A 19241-nucleotide genomic window follows, 5' to 3' on the forward strand; every position below is an offset into this window, starting at 1 on the left:
CAGCGCCAAAGGGGCAAGAATTCGAGAAACGCCGCCGCGTTTCACAGCGGGCTCACCGTGTAAATTTCATCGGGCTGCACGCCCAAACCATACAACATCCGAAGCGCGACAAGGATAACAATTCCGGCCAGAACCATCCGCAAAACTTCGGGACGCGCTTTCATAGCGATCTGAGTTCCGAATTGTGCGCCCAACACCGATCCCAACAACAACAATCCCGCCAAAACTATGTCGACAGCCTTCGTGGTCAATGCGTGGGTCATGGTTGTGACCATCGTCACAAACAGGATTTGGAAAAGCGATGTGCCCACAACGACGTTTCCGCTCATACCGAGGATGTAGAGCATGGCCGGGACCAGAATAAAGCCGCCGCCAACGCCCATCAACATCGTCAAAATGCCCACCAACACACCCAAGATCAAAGGCGCGATGGGTGAAATGTAGAGGCCAGAACGGTAAAATCGCACACGATAGGGCAACCCTGCGACAAGAGGGTGATGGCGACGTTTACGAGGGTTCGCATCGCCGGATGTGCCGCCGGGGCGCAGGGCCTCCAACGCCTCTCGCATCATCAGCGATCCAATCGTGCCAAGCAAAATGACGTAGAGAAAGCTGATGACGACATCGATCTGACCCCAAGATTGAAGCAAGCGGAACAAAACCGCCCCCATCAGGGCGCCAACCACGCCGCCGCCCACCATCACTAGGCCCATACGATAATCGACGCCGTTGCGTTGACCATGGGCCAAAACGCCCGAAACGCTCGCGCCTGTCACCTGAGTCGCGGCGGATGCGGCCGCAACCGTTGGTGGAATGCCGTAAAAAATCAAAAGAGGCGTGGTCAAGAAACCGCCGCCGACCCCAAACAGGCCCGACAAAATTCCAGTCAACCCGCCCAAAAGCACAATGAACAGGCCGTTCACTGAAAGATTCGCGATGGGGAGGTAAACATCCATAGAAACGGACTAGCTGAGCGATGCGAAAGTGGGAAGTGAGGGCGTGCCCCTGATCCCCGCTATCGTGAAGAATTCTCGATCAAAAACGAGTAGAAAGCGTTGCTGCAATGCCAGAATTGGGCGCAGCATCGCCCGCAACACGTTCGCGCCAATCGACAGAAATGCGCGCGGGCACATCGCCAATGGTCAGATCGATCCGCGCGCTTGGGCCCACGTCCAGCCGGCTGGCGTCACGTTGTGCCCCGCCCCATGCACCCGCGCCGACACTGAAATTAACCGAACGGCCACCGGGACGATCAATGCTCATAACCTGACGCGAAACCGAGGCCTGGCCATCGACAAATGGCGTGTTGGCCCGCCCCCCGACGTAACCGGCTCCGCCATAGGCTTCGGCACGGATATCAAACGGCAAAGGCAAAACTGGCAATTCGGTGACAGCATAGGCAGCCGGTCGCGCCTGAGTTCCGAACGAGTTGTTCGTCACCCGCATTTCAGCCGCAACCCGAACTGGTATCGCCTTCACCGGGCGCGCCGACAGGCCTGCAGCCACTTCGTTTTCTCCGTCAGGCACAAATGCGCGATAGGCCCGCACAAAGGCACGTGGATCAAGGTCCGATCCCGGCGCAATCCGGTACTGTATGTTAGCGCCAATCTGGCTTGCTCCGTAGACCGGCACGCGCCCTTGCGAAATAGAGGTGGAGCCCGACCCTTGTCGATAAAACGCAAACGCATCGAGGGACCATCGATCCAGATTGCGAATGGGCAACATCACAGCCGGACCAATAGGGCTAACTTCGGTGACGCGCTCCTTAAGCTCCGCGATCTCCGCATTTGAAACCGAGGTATCGGAACTATCGGCCCAATCCACACGGAACGCAGCGGCCATAAGGAAACTGTGCCCGGACGCGATAAGGGGGCTTGTGCCATAGCTGTTGTGGCTTTGCAGCCCAGCCGATTGATCATTGGCCGATTGAAACGCCCCGGTTTCGGCACCAAACATCAAAGAACTGTCAGTCCAAGGTTGGCCGATTGTTGCCTTCGCCAGAGTTTGTGGAGGCGGTGGCGCAGGGTCCGTTTCACCGACGAGCACGTTCGTCGACTCGCCACCCGCGCCGTTAAGAGAACGATCGTCCTTGGCGATCAGCAATTCAACCGATGGCAATTCAATCGCAACAAATGGACTTTCCCAAAGGACCACACGAGCCGCAATCCATACGAGCAGCACGAGGCCGAGCATGATCAGCGGCCCGCCCCGATTTCTTGTCCCAACCGGCAAAGCCGTGCCTTTGGTTGTCATACCGCCGTTCATGCTCGCACCGGGCCGGTTCGTGGCACAGGCGCCCTCATATTGGTGGCCAGTCCTTTAGAAGACGGCACCCCGCCCAAAGGGTGGCGCGTGTGCGGCGTTTTGTCCCATTCGATCGCGCGCCCTGACAAGGTCCGCGAATAGGCAACAACCGCGCGCCAACCTGCCATGATTGCGATCACATTGGTCACCGGGATACGCAACACGGCAAGCACGCCTTCGACCAATCCGTAGTTGCGCGCTGTGAAGGTAAATCGCCATGCAACGCGCCAACCGAAAAAGCACAAATTCACGATGAGCAGCCCGGTCAAAAACGGGCTTAAGGGTGTCGGTTGTGCCAATCCCATGCCGACCGCGATCGACAATGCCAACGTCAAGACAAACAGCGTATAACCCAGCAGCAAAACAAGTGCGGTAATGGGCCCACGGCGATCACGCGCGCGCATCCAGGTTTCGATTACACCGCCGGACCATCCTGTTCGATCCCATCCCTGTAGTGAAATGCCATGAACCCAGCGGGTTTTCTGACGGACGATGTGCTCCAACCGAGAAGGGAAATACGCCCGCGTTGCGATCAAAAGACCATCATCGCCTCGCGCTCTTACGAATTCGCATGCCCCGCCGCTTTCAAAGATAGAGAGGCCCAATTCGTAATCCTCGGTTAGCGATTCCCGCTCAAACGGCTCACCATCAGCGTGTTTTGCGCATAATTTGTCGAGCGCGCTGCGGGAAATTGCACAGCCGACGCCCGCCGCCGGAAGCGCGGCACCGACTTCGCTGCGCACGACCATGCCTTTGCCATGCGCCTCGGCGAATTCTTCGCAATAATGATTGCCCAACCAATTGCGCCCGCCTTGTGGCAACGGTTCAACCGGCAATTGCGCAAAATCGGCACCCGATGCGATCGCATGGTCCAGCAATCCCAAACCAGCGGGATCGACCATATCTTCGGCGTCATGGAACAAAATCGTAGAAAAGCGGGCACCGCTGCGGTCTTCATCGGCACGCATCGCATCGTGCAATCGGTTTAAACAGTCGGCTTTCGTACTGGGACCATGGCGATCATGGATCACCAATCGCAACCGAGCATCGCTACGCGCACCGCGCATTGCGGCTTCCAATGTTTGCGGATCATTGCGATAGATCCCGACATACAGTCGCAATTCTTCATGCGGCCATGATTCTAGCAGATGTTGAATCGTTGCGCCGATAACCTCTGCCTCTTGCCAAGCGGGCACAAATATCGCGGCCTTTCCGTGTAGGTCAGCCTGCTGCAACCTTCGCCGTTCAATCTGTGGAGTGTTGATGCGCCCAGCGAGCTTTTGCCAAAGCCACAGAAGATCCACCGCGAGATCATCCAAAGCGCCAATCAGGAAGAAAATACCGGCGAACAACAACAATTCATGCTGTAAGATCGCGGTCCATTGCCACAGGTTCCAACCAAGGCCGGTAACAACACCCGAAGCGTCGCCCATCCCGGTAATGGCCCCGGAAAGGGATCCAAATACAGATCCAAACACAGACAAAGCGACCCCACTCCCTGTTAAGAATTCAACCTAACGCCCCCTGTTTAACCTTGCAACCACCATCACTTTTCTGAAAAGGGGCACCATTATGTCTGACACATCGAACACGACCGCCCCTCCACTTCGCCGTTTATTTGCGCCTGTGCGCGCATTGTTCGTCGGTGATGCGTCTGCGGGCGTGCTTTTGATCCTTGTCGCTGCGGCCGCGATGTTGGCTGCGAATTCTCCGTTCGCGACGGAATACAAAGATCTGTTCTACGGCAAATTGCCATGGACCCCGATCCCCAAACTGTATGATCTCCATTTGTGGATCAACGATGGTTTGATGGCGATTTTCTTCTTTGTCGTCGGGCTGGAAGTGAAACGTGAACTGATCTCAGGATCGTTGTCTGATCCCGCTGCGCGACGCCTGCCTATGGTTGCGGCGCTGGCGGGGATGGCGGCGCCTGCTCTGGTTTACATGGCAGTGTCCGGTGGCGGTGAATACACAAGCGGTTGGGCAATCCCTGCGGCAACAGACATCGCGTTTGCGATGGGTGTGCTCGGCTTGCTCGGCAACCGAGTGCCTGCATCTTTGCGCCTCTTCCTTCTCACCGTTGCGATTGTTGATGATATAGGCGCGGTCATGGTTATTGCGGTGTTTTACACGCCGACGATCAAAATGGCCTGGTTGGTCGCCGCTGTGGTCGTTTTGGGCATCATGGTCGGGCTAAACCGTATGAAGGTTAGCGTGTTTTGGCCCTACATTTTGATGTCGGTGGTCCTTTGGTATTGCGTCCTGAACACGGGTGTCCACGCGACAATCGCTGGCGTCTTGGCCGCGTTGACCATCCCGCTGCATCGGCGTGACGGCAATTCCATGTTGGAAAAATTGGAACACGGCCTTGCTCCGTGGAGCGCGTATTTGGTTGTTCCGGTCTTTGGCTTTGCCAATGCGGGCGTGTCGTTCGCAGGCATGGGGCCAGAGGCGTTGTTGGATCCGCTGCCCATCGCGATTGCCGCTGGTTTGGTCGTGGGCAAGCAAGTTGGCATTTTCACGACAGTGTTCATCGCGGACAAGACAGGTTTTGCGCCCCGTCCTGAGAACGCCAGTTGGCCCGAAATTTGGGGCATATCGATCCTTTGCGGAATCGGATTCACGATGAGCCTGTTTATCGGCGGCCTCGCATTCCCGAATCAGCCAATGTTTATCGAAGAAGCCAAAATTGGCATTCTGACCGGATCGGCGATTTCGGCGGTTCTTGGCTTTGTGGTCTTGCGCCTAACGACGACGCATCCCGAGGACGAATGCGACGATCAAGGAGAAGCGCCCAGCGCAGCGTAATGCGCGCTGGGCCCGCTTCCTATTGCTTCACCAAGTGCCGGTGTTTTCCATACTGGCCCATGGTTCTTGCGGTTCCAAATTGCCTTTCTGAAGCAATTCAACCGAAATTCCATCGGGTGATTTAACAAACGCCATATGACCATCGCGCGGTGGGCGATGAATGATGTGGCCAGCATCCGCAATCCGCTGGCACGTTTCGTAGATATTCTCGACCCGATAAGCGAGGTGTCCGAAATTGCGCCCGCCATCGTAAGTTTCCGGCGTGCTGCCGTCTTCGGGTGGCCAATTGTAGGTCAATTCCACTTCTGCGACGCCTTCTTCGCCCGGCGCAGCAAGGAAAATGAGCGTGAAGCGCCCTGCCTCAACATCGAAACGGCGCACCTCTTCAAGGCCGATGAGTTTGAAGAAATCGACCGTAGCATCGGGATCAGTGATGCGGATCATGGAATGAAGAAACTGAGTCATTTGGGGATGTCCTTTCGCCGATACAGCTAGGGCGCGGCGCAATGCCCCGCAAGGGGATCGGTGGATCACCAGCAGCGGGCACGCCGGGGAAGCGCATCAGCAACCCAATGAATACAGTGCCGTCACAACAGAAAAAGGCGCGAGACCATTACAGTCCCGCGCCCCGTTCCTCCTGCTTAAACTGCAGGTTATTGTCCGTGTGCTAAAGCATTCCTTAGAAGCTCGCAGCAACCGTGAGCACGAATGCGTCATCGGTGAAGACTTTGCCCGCATCGATCAATGCATCGCCTTCAACGCCAACATAAGCTGCGCTGAAAGTGACCGGACCGGTCGCGAAATCGGCACCAATTGACCAATCGAACGCTTTGCTGTCGCCAGTAAACGTCAAGAACCCATCGGTGTAACCGATATGGCCGTTGATTGTGATCGGTGTGTCAGGGATGCCGATGCCCAGATCGGTGTAGAGATACAGGTTGTCGGTGCTGCCCAATGAATCTTGATCAGGAGCATAGGCAAGACCGCCTGTAAGCGATGCAGGGCCAATTCCAACACTCAGTGAGCCGTAGAATTCGACGTAGTCAAAATCACCGGGACCAGCGTCCGGATACAGATAGGCAATGACGCCGACGTCGGCGGAAACGCCATCGGTCAGATCACCGCTCCAACCGCCATACAGATCAAGCTCAGTCGAGCCATAGCCAACGGTTTGTTCATCAAGGTTTGATGCCCAAGTGCCGACGTAGAATCCGGACGAGTGACCAATGTCAAACCCGCCTTGTACGGCAAATTCACCACCAGACAGATCAACACCGCGGAAACGGTATTCGGTAGTGAACGCGACATTTCCGGAGAATGTCAGACCGCTTTCACCGCCAAAGGAGCTGGTTGAATCGACATCAATCGTTTCAACAGCGCGCTCTGTGCTTGTGGACAGAGCCACATCGGACGAATCGGCGGATTTGCTATCGAGCGCGGCGGATGCTGCGATCAATTCTGGGCTGATAGTATCATCAGCAACAGGAGCCTCGGTTGTTTCCGAAGCGAATGCAGGAGCTGCGGTAAAGAGCAGACCAGCGGAGAGGGTTGCGGCCGAAAGGCCGCGGATGGACGTGAGCATTACAACTTCCTTAAACTTAATGTTGTTGCTTCGTCCCACCTGCACACTCGGAGGCTGCGTATTTTTATGAGCAATCTCATCCGAATGTGAAACAATCGTGCACACAAATGCTGCACAGCACAAGAGAAATTGCGACGCTGCGCACAACTTCGCGAAAGAAGTCCGGCCAACTGTTGAAATTTTGCACCACCGCATCGGTTCATTCGGACGCAATTCCGTCGCGCACACAACAACATACAACAGCTCAGTTGCCGTTCAGCTTGCATCCTATTAAAGCGGCAACCTCACGACACCTTCCCTTTTTACCCGCGTATGCGGTCCCATCCGGCGGCCTTATTTGTAAACCGCATGACTTTGGATCAACGCGAAGAAATGTCCGGTTAAAGGCTCAAATTTAGATCAACTATGTTCAACGCCATCCGCAAAATGTTCCGTCCCCGGCCCAGCGCTCCGCTTCCTGCGGTGCCCGCCGGCACGCGCTACTATGTGATTGGCGATATCCATGGTCGGCTTGATCTATACGCCGCTCTAATCGAAGCAATCGATGTCGATGACGCGTCCCGTCCCGAATCCGAAAGCCATGTAATCCTGTTGGGAGATTTGGTGGACCGCGGACCGGAAAGTGCCGGCGTTATTGCCCGCACAAAAGCATGGCAAGCCGAACGATCGGTGCGCGTATTGGCCGGCAATCATGAGGAAATGTTCCTCAACTCGTTTAAGAAGCCCGAGATTCTTCGCCATTTCTTGAAACATGGCGGACGCGAAACCGTGCTGTCCTATGGTTTGTCGCGCAAGCAATTCAACGCGATGAACTTGGACGAATTGTTTGCTCTTATGCCGCAACTGATCCCCCAAGCCGACATCGACTACATGAAAGATTTCGAAGAGATGATCATCGCCGGTGACTATCTCTTCGTACACGCTGGCATTGATCCAGCCGTGCCGCTTGATCAGCAAAAACGCGCCGATATGCTTTGGATCCGTGACCGTTTCCTCGATCACGAAGGGGCCTTGGATAAGGTTGTAGTCCATGGTCACACGATCTTTGACAAGGTCATGGATTGCGGCAACCGGATCGGGATTGACACTGGCGCTTTTCGTTCAGGTGTGCTTACGGCCCTCGTGCTCGAAGACGATCAAAGACGCGTCCTTCAGGCCAGCCAGATTGACGGCGGCCCGATCGAAGTCTTTCAGGGCGAACGGGCATAAAACCAAACCAAGGGCGTTGGTATCACCTGCGTCTTTACCATATTTTTGTGCCCCTTCGCTAAAGGCGCGCGCAGAAGCATTTGAGAAATACTAGGGGCATAACGCCATGAAGATTGCAATGGTGGGTTCGGGCTATGTTGGCCTGGTTTCGGGCGCTTGTTTCGCCGATTTTGGCCACGACGTTGTCTGCATTGATAAAGATCAAAGCAAGATTGATCGACTGCACGAAGGCGTCATGCCGATTTATGAGCCGGGATTGGACTCATTGGTCGAAAACAACGTGAAAGCCGGACGTCTGTCTTTCACAACGTCCCTTGCCGAAGGGATCAAAGATGCGGCGGCCATCTTCATCGCTGTTGGCACACCCAGCCGTCGCGGCGATGGCCATGCCGACCTGTCATTTGTGTACGCCGTTGCCAAAGAAGTTGGCGACAGCATGGCAAACCCCGCCGTGGTCGTCACCAAATCGACCGTCCCCGTTGGAACAGGCGACGAAGTGGAGCGCATTCTGAAAGACAGCGGGACGGCCCATCAATTCTCCGTTGTGTCCAATCCAGAATTTCTGCGCGAAGGCGCGGCGATTGGCGATTTCAAACGTCCCGATCGCATTGTCATCGGTGCCGAAGACGATTTCGGTCGCGACGTGATGCGCGAAGTCTATCGCCCGCTTTTCCTCAATGAATCGCCCATATTGTTTACCGAACGCCGGACGAGCGAGCTGATCAAATACGCCGCCAACGCGTTCCTCGCGACAAAGATCACTTTCATCAATGAAATGGCCGATCTGTGCGAAAAAGTCGGCGCGAATGTTCAAGATGTGAGCCGCGGTATCGGAATGGACAACCGCATCGGGTCCAAATTCCTGCATGCTGGGCCGGGGTATGGCGGATCATGCTTCCCCAAAGATACGCTGGCATTGCTCAAGACCGCAGAAGATTATGATAGCCCTACTCGGATTGTTGAGGCGGTTGTCAAAACGAACGAGAGCCGCAAACGCGCAATGGGCCGCAAAGTGCTCGATGCGCTTGGTGGTGCCGACAATGCCCGCGGCAAACGCGCGGCGCTTTTGGGCCTGACGTTCAAACCCAACACAGATGATATGCGCGATTCGCCCGCGATCGCAGTCGCTCAGACACTCACCGATGCCGGTGTCATCGTATCCGCGTTCGATCCCGAAGGGATGGAAATCGCCAAACCGCTCATGCCGCAAGTCGCAATGTGCGATGAACCCTATGCTGCGATCAAAGACGCCGATGTTGTTGCGATCGTGACCGAATGGGATGTGTTCCGCGCGCTTGATCTGGACCGAGTCAAAGATCTGGTGTCGTCGCCAACCTTGGTTGATCTGCGCAATATCTACAATCCGGACGACATGCGCGCCGCTGGATTCGAATATACAAGCATCGGCCGTAGCTAACCTCTCGCGATCCAAAACACGATCTGACAATGAAAAGCGTCGGTTTGCGACAGAAACGCAAACCGGCGCTTTTCGTTATGGGCAGAGGTGCATCGCCTGTCCCACCAAGCCTCTGGTTCAGCGAAAAAATTGCTCTGCCAATTGGGAATTTCGCCCTTTTTATTGTAGCCTCCTGCTCGGGTAGGGGTAATTCAATCCATGGGGGCTTTTATGATCAAACGTAGATTTCTTTCAGGCGTAGGCATGGTCGCGCTTTCGGGTGCGCTTGCAGCAACGCCAGCATACGCATCTGGCGATGACAACGCGGCGAGCGATGCCAATCTGAGCTTTGAATTTCTTGACGAAGACACAGCGGATTCTTCCGATATTGGATCCACCAAGGATCAGCTTCAGTCGAGTTTTGACCTGACGACTGGCCGGGAATACGCCCCGGAAAGCCGGGAAGTTTACGATCCTCGCGTGCCGGACAAATCACCGATCGACACATTTGCAGGTTTGAACAGCGGCCCAATCAGTTCAACGTTTGATCAGCCCGTTACTTTGGCCTTGCCGCGTTTCACCGGCGACATCTCTGCATTGGATGTTCCCGCAGAACCGCGCATCGTTTCGCGGGATGATGTCGGATTGGACGGCGCGATTGATTTCGACAACACGCAACCCAGCGTTGTCCAAATCTTTAGCCAGGTGAATGGATCGGGTCAGATCTTTTTCAATTGCACCGGGAGCGTCATCAACCCACGCACGATTTTGACCGCCGCGCACTGCGTCAATTCGAACTCTTCCGAAGCGTATGGCCTGGCCGAAAACGGCGCGGCACGCACGCAATTGATCTCGACCGGGGTCAATTCATCAACTCGGTTCTTTGAATATCTAGGCACTGGCGCGAACTACACCGAAGGCGGCGTCGCGCGCAGCACCGATGTGGTCATTCATGCGTCGTCCAATCTGGACAATGGCGGACTTGGATTTCCTTGGGCCGATATCGCATTGATCGCGGTCGACACGCCGATCACTGACGTACCATCATTGCCCATTCTTCTGACTCCGCTGACAGAGCTGACGCATGTTGTGCAGGTCGGCTATGGCAGTTTCGGGACCGCGGATAGCGCATTGTTCGGCGATCTCCCGATCGGCTTTCTGCGCCGGGTCGGCGAGAACATGTTGGGCGCGATCGCGTCACCCGCCGACTTGATTGACACGATTGCCCCTGATTTTGCCCCGACAGCGAATTTCGGCGAAGTCACTCAAAATTTCTATTTTACCGATTTTGACAACCCGGATCGCATCGGCCCTGGCGAAGATCGCTGTGTCTTTTTTGGCGATGGCAGAATCAGTTGCGAGACCCTCGATGCGGTACTTTCCATCGATTGGTTTGATGGCGATGCCCTGCCGAATGAGGTTGCCACCGCCGGAGGCGATAGCGGATCGCCCCTAATCGCAGACCAATTGGGCGGCCCGCCTGTTATCACAGCCGTTTTGAGCGGCGGGTACGACTTCTTTGGGGTTGGTAATACATTTGGCGATATCAGCTTTTACAACCCGCTCTATCCGTTCTTCGAATTCCTAAGCGAAAACACCGCGTACAAATATGTCTCGGCGAAACGCGGAAACGGCAATTGGTCGGACCCCGATCATTGGACCCAGGATCTTGACCCCGGTTTCCTCATTGATGATGGAACCGGCACTTTGGTCAACGGACTGCCAACGGGCGATGAACCCGGTGTCTTTGAAACCGGGCCGAGCATTGGATTGATACTTGGCAATGATGTGTCGGAATATCCCGACATCAATTCGGTCAGTTTGCCAGCGGAAGGAACGCCGAATTTCGGTGGAAATACTCCTTCGAGCTCTGTGTTGGTTGGCCCTGGATCAACGGGATTTGTTCCACAAAACACCGACGGTGAAATCGGCACAGCATTCGAAAATCCGGCTCAGTATTTTGAAGTGCATCTAACACGGCGCGGCATAACCACGGTCGATCTTGACGTTGAAATCGATAAACTTGTTGTTGATCACCGGCGGGCCGGTTTCGTGCTCCCCAATGAATGGGAATTCACCAGTATCATCGGTGTTGAACAATTTGATGGATTTGCTGAGATCGACGGCACATTGAATACCGCGATTTATACCCTTGCTGGTGGTGAATTGCGAGGCGACGGCGGCACGATCAACACCAACGCTTTGTTCAACCTCGAAGGGATGTTGAGCGCAGGCGGAGCAGAGGGTTTTGGATCGCTCACCATCGATGGTGACTACATCCAAACCAGCGGCGGCGCGTTGTGGGGCGATTTTTCGGTGGGCCGACGCAGCGTAGTAAGCGCCGATAGCTACACAGTGACAGGCGCTGCGATCCTTGATGGCGAATTGATCTTGTCCAACACAGACCGCCGGGTCCGTTTTGGCACAGAATTCACTTTGCTAACCGCGGATCAAATCGACGGCGATTTTGCGAATGTCACCTTCCTCAGCAATTCTGCCTTGTTGATCGCGGAACATCGGATTGAGGACAACAGTGTGATCGTCGAAGTCGGCGCGCGCAGCATCCGAGACATTCTAGGCCGCAACAGCTCGCTTAGGTCATTGGGTTCCGCTCTCGACACATTGCGGGCATCCAATTTCACGGAATTTTCCGATATGTTTGCCGTCTTGGATGGCGCGACGGTCGATACTTTGGGGGCGACATTGACGTCGTTGACACCGGTCAACGCGTTCAACCAGACCTTTACCGCGAACAGCTTCTCCCAACGCTTCACCGGTCAACTTGCGCAACGCAATCTCGCGCTGCGCGGTGGATCGCGTGCGGCCGGTGGTTTCTCGGCTGCGGGCAATGCAAGCTTTGCTCTTGCTGGGAACACGCCGATTGAGACAGGCAGACTTGGAGTCTTTGGCAGCGCCTCGGGTGTCTACCTAAACGGCGGACAGCATTCGGGCGTTCTTGGGAATGGCGCCGCCGGATTTGGTTCTTTCGGGACCAACGGCGCGGTTACGGGTCATGCCGGTCACGGCAGCGTGATCGGAGCCAATGCCCTTGAACAAGCGTCTCTAGCCCAAGCGGGCGAAATCACCATCGGCGCCGATTTGCAGGTCACCGAAGGGTTCAGTTTTGGCGTTGCGGTGTCCAACATCCGCAATTCTGGCCAGTCCACCGGCACGCTTCGGGCGCAACAAGATCAAAGCCAGTCGGTGGCGATCTATGCATCTTGGTCCGATGGCGGATTGTTCGCCGATGGCTATGCTGGGACCGCAGAACAACAATTCGGCAGCGACAGAGCAGCCCAAGGTGATTTCATAAACGCATACACAAATGCGGTCGGTCAATCCGATGGGGAACAAACCTTTGGCGGCGTCCGGTTCGGGTATGCGTTTGATTTGGCCCAAGGCTTTGAAGTCGGCCCTGTTGTGAGCATGGATTATGTTCGCAATTCCATCGGCGGATACGACGAGGTCGGCGCGGGTTCATTTGGCCTATCGGTGGCCGACCGGACCTTTACATCGATGGGGGCAAAGATCGGTGCGATGACATCGTTCGACATTGCGACGAGTGAGAAGAGCGCGATCCGGGCCTTCGGTTCTGTCGCCTATGCGCGCGAATTGGCCGATACGTCGGATGTGGTCACGGCGCGCTTCTTTGGTGCGGCGGACACACCATTCACAATCGCCAATGCGCTGGACCCACAATGGGTTTCGGTCAATGCTGGCGCAGAGATGAGCGTTGGTGACAATCTAACGGCATCGCTTTCGGTGACGTCGGATATGGGGCGTGGTGCGCTTTCCAACGACCAAGGGCGACTTTCGCTAAGCTGGCGCTTCTAGCGCCGGGTCGAACCTACAACGCAGAACAAGGGGCCTTGCCAATATGGTGAGGCCCCTTTTCTATATGCCAATCCAGTGACGACGATTGGATGGCTTTGCGATGGTCACCGCCATAGCGACCATCACCGATACGCCCGATGCGGCGCATGCGATTGCGATGCTGCTCGATTCTTGTCCGCCGCGAAAATAGATCGCAAGCAATGCCCAGCCAAAGACAAGGGCGTACCAAGGGTTGCCGCGAGACCGCGCAACCGCAACCGAAGCGATCACACCGCCAATGACAATCATTGTCGCCGCAGCCAACGGATACGCAAACCCGCCGCCAATCCCATAAAAAGCGAGCGTGGCCGAAATATTCACGATGCTAGCCGCCGTGAGCCACGCGGCCAATGCGCTCAACACAAGCGCCGCGAACCAACGTTCACCATTGGACATGCTCTGCGCAGAGACGAATGCGCGAAGACACATCAACAACCCGCCTAGCGACACCAGAATGATGATCGCCGAAATCGCGGTTAGATTGGCAAACTGCGTGTAGGTCGCCCAGACGCCTTGCGCCGATAGGGCGACGGCCGCAGGCCACGCGATTGTATTGAGCAATCCGTTTCGGCTCTGCCCTGGCAGGGCCTGCCAAATTGCAAACACAGCCGAGCCAAGGAAGAGCGGCCCCCAAATGGCGAATGCCCATCCCGAAGGAGTAATCAAGGTGCGGACTGAATCCGATCGATCGCCGATTGGCTCGCCAAACCCAAGCTGCGGCAAAAAGGTTGCGCCAATTTGGACAAAGACTGCGATAAGAACAGCGATGCGTTGCATCAGGCTGCGTCGGATATCCGTTTGATGTGTCATGGTGTGCCAACGACTGCATCGCCGAGCCGTTCCAACATCTCAGAATATGTATCAGGGGGCATCATAAGCCGGGTTCTGTATCCGCGGGCGGTTTCCGAAAGGACCTGACGCGCGGTGGCAACCATTCATCTGGGCCGTCCATCGCTGAACGGCTCAAGCAGCCAACCCGGATCTCTCAGAGCGAACCACTCCTGCCTGAAAACAGGCGCGAGACCCCTATTTGGCCTTGCTCCGGGTGGGGTTTACCATGCGAGCGATGTCACCAACGCCCCGGTGCGCTTTTACCGCACCCTTTCACCCTTACCTGTGGCCTTCTGTGTGAACAGCGTGGCCCATCGGCGGTTTGCTCTCTGTGGCACTTTCCCTAAACGCCCGTTTTGCGGGCGCTCGGCGGGCGTTACCCGCCACCCTTGTTTCGTGGAGCCCGGACTTTCCTCGCGAACCCAAACGGATCCACGCGGCTGCCTCAGCCCCCTGATGGGTAGCTCCATAGAGGAAGGGCCGACTTTAGCAAAGCCGGCCCTTCCAATGTCTTCATTCTATCTGCGCGGCCATCACTCGGCTTCGTCAGGCGAAAGCAGGAAGCTCCAGATTAGCGCGCCAATCGCAGCGCCGATCAACGGAGCAACCCAGAACAGCCAAAGTTGAGGCACAGCGGCAGTGTCTGCGTAGAACGCCACGCTGGTCGAGCGTGCCGGATTGACCGATGTGTTGGTTACCGGGATCGAGATCAAGTGGATCAGAGTCAGTGCCAAACCGATCGCAATCGGCGCAAAGCCAGCCGGAGCCTTGGAAGATGTTGCACCCAGAATCACAATCAGGAACCCTGCGGTCAAAACGATCTCGATCACCAAGGCGGCAGTCATGGAAAATCCACCCGGTGACAATTCGCCGTATCCATTGGATGCAAAACCGCCCGCTTGGAAATCGGAAACACCGCTGGCGACGACAAACAACACGCCTGCTGCAACGAAGGAACCGAGAACTTGTGCGACCCAATAGGGGATCAAATCACCCCAACTGAAACGCTTACCGATAGCGAGACCCAACGAGACGGCTGGATTAAAGTGACCACCGGAGATACCGCCAACTGCATAGGCCATCGTCAAAACGGTCAGGCCGAAGGCGAGCGAAACGCCCACAAAACCAATGCCTAATTCTGGAAATGCAGCGGCCAATACAGCCGAGCCACAGCCCCCAAAAACCAACCAAAATGTGCCGATAAATTCGGCTGCAAGTTTCTTCATCATCGCATGTTCCCTCCCATTGATGATTATCGTTGCTCCGATCAGAGCAGATTTTGCCGAAGCGCGCTGTACCGATTTGTAAACTTCGTGTTTCGGCGCGCTCGGCAATCTCGCATTTATCGTGCCGTCCCGCGGTCACGTTCCAATAGCAAATGCCATAATATCGCGCCCAATTGCGCGTCTGGCTTTCCTTCAATCTTTTCGGGCCGCCACCGGCGTTCAAACGCCTCTATCGCTTTGCGGCCTTCGGTAATGTCGTAGCCAAACCGTTCCAGCGCGAGGATAAAAGCCCCTTCGTTGTGAAACGGATCAATCTGTTCCAATCTCTCTGGGCGTTTCAAACACAACCCATATTCCGCCAAACGATCCCAAGGGAATAACTCGCCCGGATCGATCTTACGCAGCGGAGCAACGTCGGAATGGCCCACGACGTTCGCTCTTGGGATATCGTATTGTTTCACAATGCGAGCGATTAGTGGAACCAGCGCCTGAAACTGAACATCTGTGAAATCTCGATAGCCGCCGGCGTGACCGGGGTGATCCAATTCAATTCCAATGCTCGCGGAGTTAACGTCTTTTGTGCCTCGCCAATAGGATGCTCCGGCATGCCAAGCACGCTTTGCCTCCGATACCAACTGGGTGACAATGCCTTCTTCGCTGATCAAATAATGCGCCGAGACACCCGCATCGGGATCGGTCAACCGCGCCAATGCGGTCTCAATCGGTTTCATTTCGGTGTAATGCACCACCAACATTGTGATGGGCAGTTTGCGATCATTGCAATTGGGAGAGGGAGCGACTGCATGGACCAGCTCGCTGGTTTCCATGTCACGCCATTCCGGCAATTCTCCCAATTCGCCGTTCACCCGATCATGCCTTCGGGTTCGGGCAAGACCGCCCCCAATACCAAAGCACCGTCGGTAATCTGGTATTGCAGACCGCCGCCCATTTCCTCGGCCAAAAGCGCAATCATATGCGCCGCTGCATTCCGGCTGGAAATGTCGTCCGCGCCGACTTCGCCTTGCAAAGTGTTGCCGATCGCTTCGTCGAAGGCGATCCGTTCTGCCGTTGCCCGTGCGACAATCTCAACATTGCCGCCGCGCCGTTCTGCCCCGATGTCCAGAGTACCGCCACGCACCAAAGCGTCCAAAGCGATCTGGGACAAGTTCAACAGCACCTTCACAGCCGGTTTGGGCAAAGAGCTCTCCGAAATGGCCCAATTGAGTTCGACCCGCTTCGCATCGCTGGCCAACGCAGCGATCACCTCCTGCGCTTCTTCAACCGGCACGGCTTCGCCAAACCCACCGGCCGCGCCAAAGGCGAGGCGAAAGAATTTGAGCTTGTCGGTGCTAATTTTGGCGCTTTGTTCGAGCAATTCGATGCAACGCGCGCGCATTTCGGGATCTTGCTCATCGGCAAGCAATTCGAGGCCATTCGACAAGGCACCAACAGGTGAAAGCATGTCGTGGCATAGCCGCGAACACATAAGCGCGGCGAGTTCAGTTTGTGATGTCATAGACGTGTTCTAGCTTTCGTTCGGGACGATGAAAAGCTCCGCAAAACTCCGTTCCCCAAAACCATCCACCGGCTCAACCGGTGCACGAAAGAAACGGATCGCTTTTGGGTCGCCGTCTGCTCCTTCAACTGCGCCGAAGATCGCCCAAATTGCTCCGTCATTGGCGGCCAAGTCGAGGTCGGTTTGGGATGGCTTGGCCACGCCTTTTGGGTGTGAATGAAAACACCCAATCACTTGCGCGCCCCCATGGCGGGCATTGCGATGCGCATCAATGAGCGTCTGGGGATCGATTTCAAAGTGAGTTTGCGGGCTCTGATGAACATTTTTGGCCGGGATGAAGGCTGCAATGGTCACACTGTCGCTCTTTGCGTGGCCGGTGAACCGCCCAAGTAAGATTCCACAGGCCTCGTTTGGATGCGCCTCATGCGCGGCGGCAATCATCGCGTTTAGCGTTTGGCTTGTCACATGAATGTCCATCGCGCATGGCTTTACGCATGTCCGATGCGGAAATCATCATTGGTGTCATCGTCGCCCCGGCTCGGCTTGATAAAGCGCTTGCCGATGCGACGGATCTGTCGCGTGCGCGGGTCCAATCGCTGATCGCCGACGGAATGGTTGAATTGAACAGTGCGCCAGTGATGTCGCCTTCGGCTAAGGTCAAAGCCGGAGCCGAATTCCGCATCATAGTGCCCGCGCCCGTTTCTGCCACCGCGATGCCACAAGACATCCCCCTTTCGATAACCTTTGAGGACGAACACCTTATTGTGGTGAACAAGCCCGCTGGGATGGTTGTACATCCGGCGGCGGGCAATCCCGATGGAACATTGGTCAACGCCTTGCTTTACCATTGCGCAACTCAATCTGGCGGGCAGTTATCCGGTATTGGAGGGGTCGCAAGGCCCGGCATTGTTCACCGGATCGACAAAGACACATCGGGCCTGTTGGTGGTCGCCAAATCCGATGCAGCGCACGAAGGGCTGGCTGCGCAATTCGCGGAACACAGCGTGCATCGGCGGTATTTGGCCGTTTGCGGCGGATATCCGACCCCCGCTGAGGGCACGATCGACGAAAGACTGGGCCGCAGCGATCGCGACCGCAAGAAAATGGCTGTGCTTGAAAAGAATTCCTCACGCGGAAAACATGCCGTTACCCATTACAAAGCTCTTCAACGGTTGGAAACGAGCGCACTCATTGAATGTCGCCTCGAAACTGGTCGGACGCATCAGGTGCGTGTTCACTGCGCATCAATCGGCCATGCGCTACTAGGAGATCAATTGTATGGCAAAACACCCAAGGCGTTGAAGCCGATCCTGTCTGAATTGAGTTTCGCGCGTCAGGCACTTCATGCGGCGGAACTGGGGTTTTTACACCCGATTCTCGGAGAAAACCTTAGGTTTCGCGCGGATTTACCCGACGATATGCAGGAACTAATCGACGAACTGGCGCGTTTTAATCGATGAATGGCGCAACATTTTGCGTCAAACTCTCGTAATACAGACATACGCACTGTATATGTAACCATGTGGCCCAAAAGACCGGATGCCCATCAGGGGTCCGGCATCAGAGGTCGACACTAGAAAGGTTTGGGAAAAAGTGAGCAAAGCAAAGTCCACCGTCCCGTCACTCAGCGGAGAGCAAAGCCTCAACCGTTATTTGTCGGAGATCAAAAAGTACCCCGTGCTGACCGCAGAGCAGGAATATATGCTCGCGAAAGCATACGCCGAACATGAGGACCCACAGGCAGCATCTCAGCTTGTGTCGAGCCACCTTCGTCTCGTTGCGAAAATCGCGATGGGGTATCGCGGCTATGGCCTGCCCGTATCCGACCTCATTTCCGAAGGGAATGTCGGGTTGATGCAGGGCGTCAAGAAATTTGAACCCGATCGCGGCTTCCGCCTCGCAACCTATGCGATGTGGTGGATCAAAGCGTCGATCCAAGAATACATCTTGCGTTCGTGGAGCCTTGTAAAAATGGGCACCACCGCGGCTCAGAAAAAGTTGTTCTTCAACCTTCGCCGGATGAAGAAGCAGCTTGAGGCGTATGAAGATTCCGATCTTCACCCCGATGACGTGACGAAAATCGCGACCGATTTAGGCGTTCCAGAACAAGAAGTCGTCAACATGAACCGCCGCATGATGATGGGGGGCGATGGATCGCTCAACACACCGATGCGCAACGGCGAAGAAGGCGCAGGCGAATGGCAAGATTGGTTGACCGATGATCGTCCTTTGCAGGATGAAACGGTTGCCGACGCAGAAGAAGCCGATGTGCGGCACGGTATGTTGGTTGAGGCAATGGACTCGCTCAATGAGCGGGAACAGCACATTTTGACCGAACGCCGATTGACGGAAAAACCGCAGACACTCGAAGAACTGTCGCAAGTTTACGACGTGTCACGCGAACGCATCCGTCAAATCGAAGTGCGCGCCTTTGAGAAACTTCAAAAGGCAATGCAGCGTATCGCAGGTGAGAAGCTTTTGCCTGGAATGGCGTAA

At 55.6% G+C, this 19241-nt stretch carries 16 protein-coding genes and 1 other RNA gene; 6 read left to right on the top strand and 11 right to left on the bottom strand.

From position 1 onward, the window contains the following. Nucleotides 1-41: 41 nt before the first annotated feature. The 3 genes from BQ8290_RS01405 to BQ8290_RS01415 form a co-directional block, all read right to left on the bottom strand. Nucleotides 42-956 carry a TSUP family transporter gene (locus tag BQ8290_RS01405; RefSeq protein WP_108786995.1) on the bottom strand — a complete coding sequence of 305 codons (915 nt, stop codon included), beginning with the start codon at nucleotides 954-956 and terminating at the stop codon, nucleotides 42-44. Nucleotides 957-1035: 79 nt separating this feature from the next. Continuing rightward, nucleotides 1036-2253, bottom strand: coding sequence for a hypothetical protein (locus BQ8290_RS01410; RefSeq protein ID WP_337660888.1), 1218 nt, complete (start codon nucleotides 2251-2253; stop codon nucleotides 1036-1038). 8 nt (nucleotides 2254-2261) lie between these two features. Further along, a complete protein-coding gene (locus tag BQ8290_RS01415; protein WP_337661478.1) occupies nucleotides 2262-3782 on the bottom strand; it encodes a glycosyl transferase family protein in 1521 nt (506 codons plus the stop codon). A 94-nt stretch (nucleotides 3783-3876) separates the two neighbouring features. Between BQ8290_RS01415 and nhaA the strand changes: the two genes are divergently transcribed. Next, entirely contained in the window at nucleotides 3877-5112 is a 1236-nt protein-coding gene (gene nhaA, locus BQ8290_RS01420) for a Na+/H+ antiporter NhaA (RefSeq protein WP_108787001.1), read from the top strand. A gap of 27 nt (nucleotides 5113-5139) precedes the next feature. On the opposite strand, the gene BQ8290_RS01425 is transcribed toward nhaA, so the two are convergent. Next, complete coding sequence (locus tag BQ8290_RS01425; RefSeq protein ID WP_108787003.1) at nucleotides 5140-5577, bottom strand: VOC family protein; 438 nt, start codon at nucleotides 5575-5577, stop codon at nucleotides 5140-5142. Nucleotides 5578-5791: 214 nt separating this feature from the next. After that, complete coding sequence (locus BQ8290_RS01430; RefSeq protein WP_108787005.1) at nucleotides 5792-6694, bottom strand: TorF family putative porin; 903 nt, start codon at nucleotides 6692-6694, stop codon at nucleotides 5792-5794. A 405-nt stretch (nucleotides 6695-7099) separates the two neighbouring features. Between BQ8290_RS01430 and BQ8290_RS01435 the strand changes: the two genes are divergently transcribed. The 3 genes from BQ8290_RS01435 to BQ8290_RS01445 all read left to right on the top strand — a co-directional run bounded on the left by BQ8290_RS01435 (nucleotide 7100) and on the right by BQ8290_RS01445 (nucleotide 13133). After that, entirely contained in the window at nucleotides 7100-7903 is an 804-nt protein-coding gene (locus tag BQ8290_RS01435; RefSeq protein WP_108787007.1) for a metallophosphoesterase, read from the top strand. 106 nt (nucleotides 7904-8009) lie between these two features. Continuing rightward, a complete protein-coding gene (locus BQ8290_RS01440; RefSeq protein WP_108787009.1) occupies nucleotides 8010-9320 on the top strand; it encodes a nucleotide sugar dehydrogenase in 1311 nt (436 codons plus the stop codon). A gap of 210 nt (nucleotides 9321-9530) precedes the next feature. Next, complete coding sequence (locus tag BQ8290_RS01445) at nucleotides 9531-13133, top strand: autotransporter domain-containing protein (protein ID WP_337660889.1); 3603 nt, start codon at nucleotides 9531-9533, stop codon at nucleotides 13131-13133. Nucleotides 13134-13193: 60 nt separating this feature from the next. On the opposite strand, the gene BQ8290_RS01450 is transcribed toward BQ8290_RS01445, so the two are convergent. From BQ8290_RS01450 to BQ8290_RS01475, 6 genes are all read right to left on the bottom strand, one after another. After that, complete coding sequence (locus BQ8290_RS01450) at nucleotides 13194-13982, bottom strand: hypothetical protein (RefSeq protein ID WP_108787013.1); 789 nt, start codon at nucleotides 13980-13982, stop codon at nucleotides 13194-13196. Between the two features lie 48 nt (nucleotides 13983-14030). Continuing rightward, an RNA gene (gene rnpB / locus BQ8290_RS01455) (RNase P RNA component class A) lies at nucleotides 14031-14459 on the bottom strand. A gap of 77 nt (nucleotides 14460-14536) precedes the next feature. Continuing rightward, the gene (gene aqpZ / locus BQ8290_RS01460) at nucleotides 14537-15232 is read right to left on the bottom strand and encodes an aquaporin Z (RefSeq protein ID WP_108791719.1); all 696 of its coding nucleotides are present in this window, start codon (nucleotides 15230-15232) and stop codon (nucleotides 14537-14539) included. A gap of 113 nt (nucleotides 15233-15345) precedes the next feature. Continuing rightward, on the bottom strand, nucleotides 15346-16056 hold the full coding sequence (locus BQ8290_RS01465) for an N-acetylmuramoyl-L-alanine amidase (protein WP_108791721.1): 711 nt from the start codon (nucleotides 16054-16056) through the stop codon (nucleotides 15346-15348). A gap of 35 nt (nucleotides 16057-16091) precedes the next feature. Then, nucleotides 16092-16745 carry a histidine phosphotransferase family protein gene (locus BQ8290_RS01470; protein ID WP_108787015.1) on the bottom strand — a complete coding sequence of 218 codons (654 nt, stop codon included), beginning with the start codon at nucleotides 16743-16745 and terminating at the stop codon, nucleotides 16092-16094. A gap of 9 nt (nucleotides 16746-16754) precedes the next feature. Next, on the bottom strand, nucleotides 16755-17210 hold the full coding sequence (locus BQ8290_RS01475) for a M67 family metallopeptidase (RefSeq protein ID WP_337660890.1): 456 nt from the start codon (nucleotides 17208-17210) through the stop codon (nucleotides 16755-16757). Nucleotides 17211-17239: 29 nt separating this feature from the next. Here BQ8290_RS01475 and BQ8290_RS01480 point away from each other — a divergent pair, with 29 nt between their 5' ends. Next, nucleotides 17240-18205: an RluA family pseudouridine synthase gene (locus BQ8290_RS01480; protein ID WP_108787020.1), complete on the top strand. Its 966-nt coding sequence runs from the start codon at nucleotides 17240-17242 to the stop codon at nucleotides 18203-18205. A gap of 193 nt (nucleotides 18206-18398) precedes the next feature. Beyond that, nucleotides 18399-19241 (top strand): RNA polymerase sigma factor RpoH, encoded by an 843-nt coding sequence (rpoH, locus tag BQ8290_RS01485; protein WP_443112331.1) that lies wholly within the window; start codon nucleotides 18399-18401, stop codon nucleotides 19239-19241.

It is taken from the genome of Erythrobacter sp. Alg231-14 (genome assembly GCF_900149685.1).
GTDB lineage: Bacteria > Pseudomonadota > Alphaproteobacteria > Sphingomonadales > Sphingomonadaceae > Erythrobacter.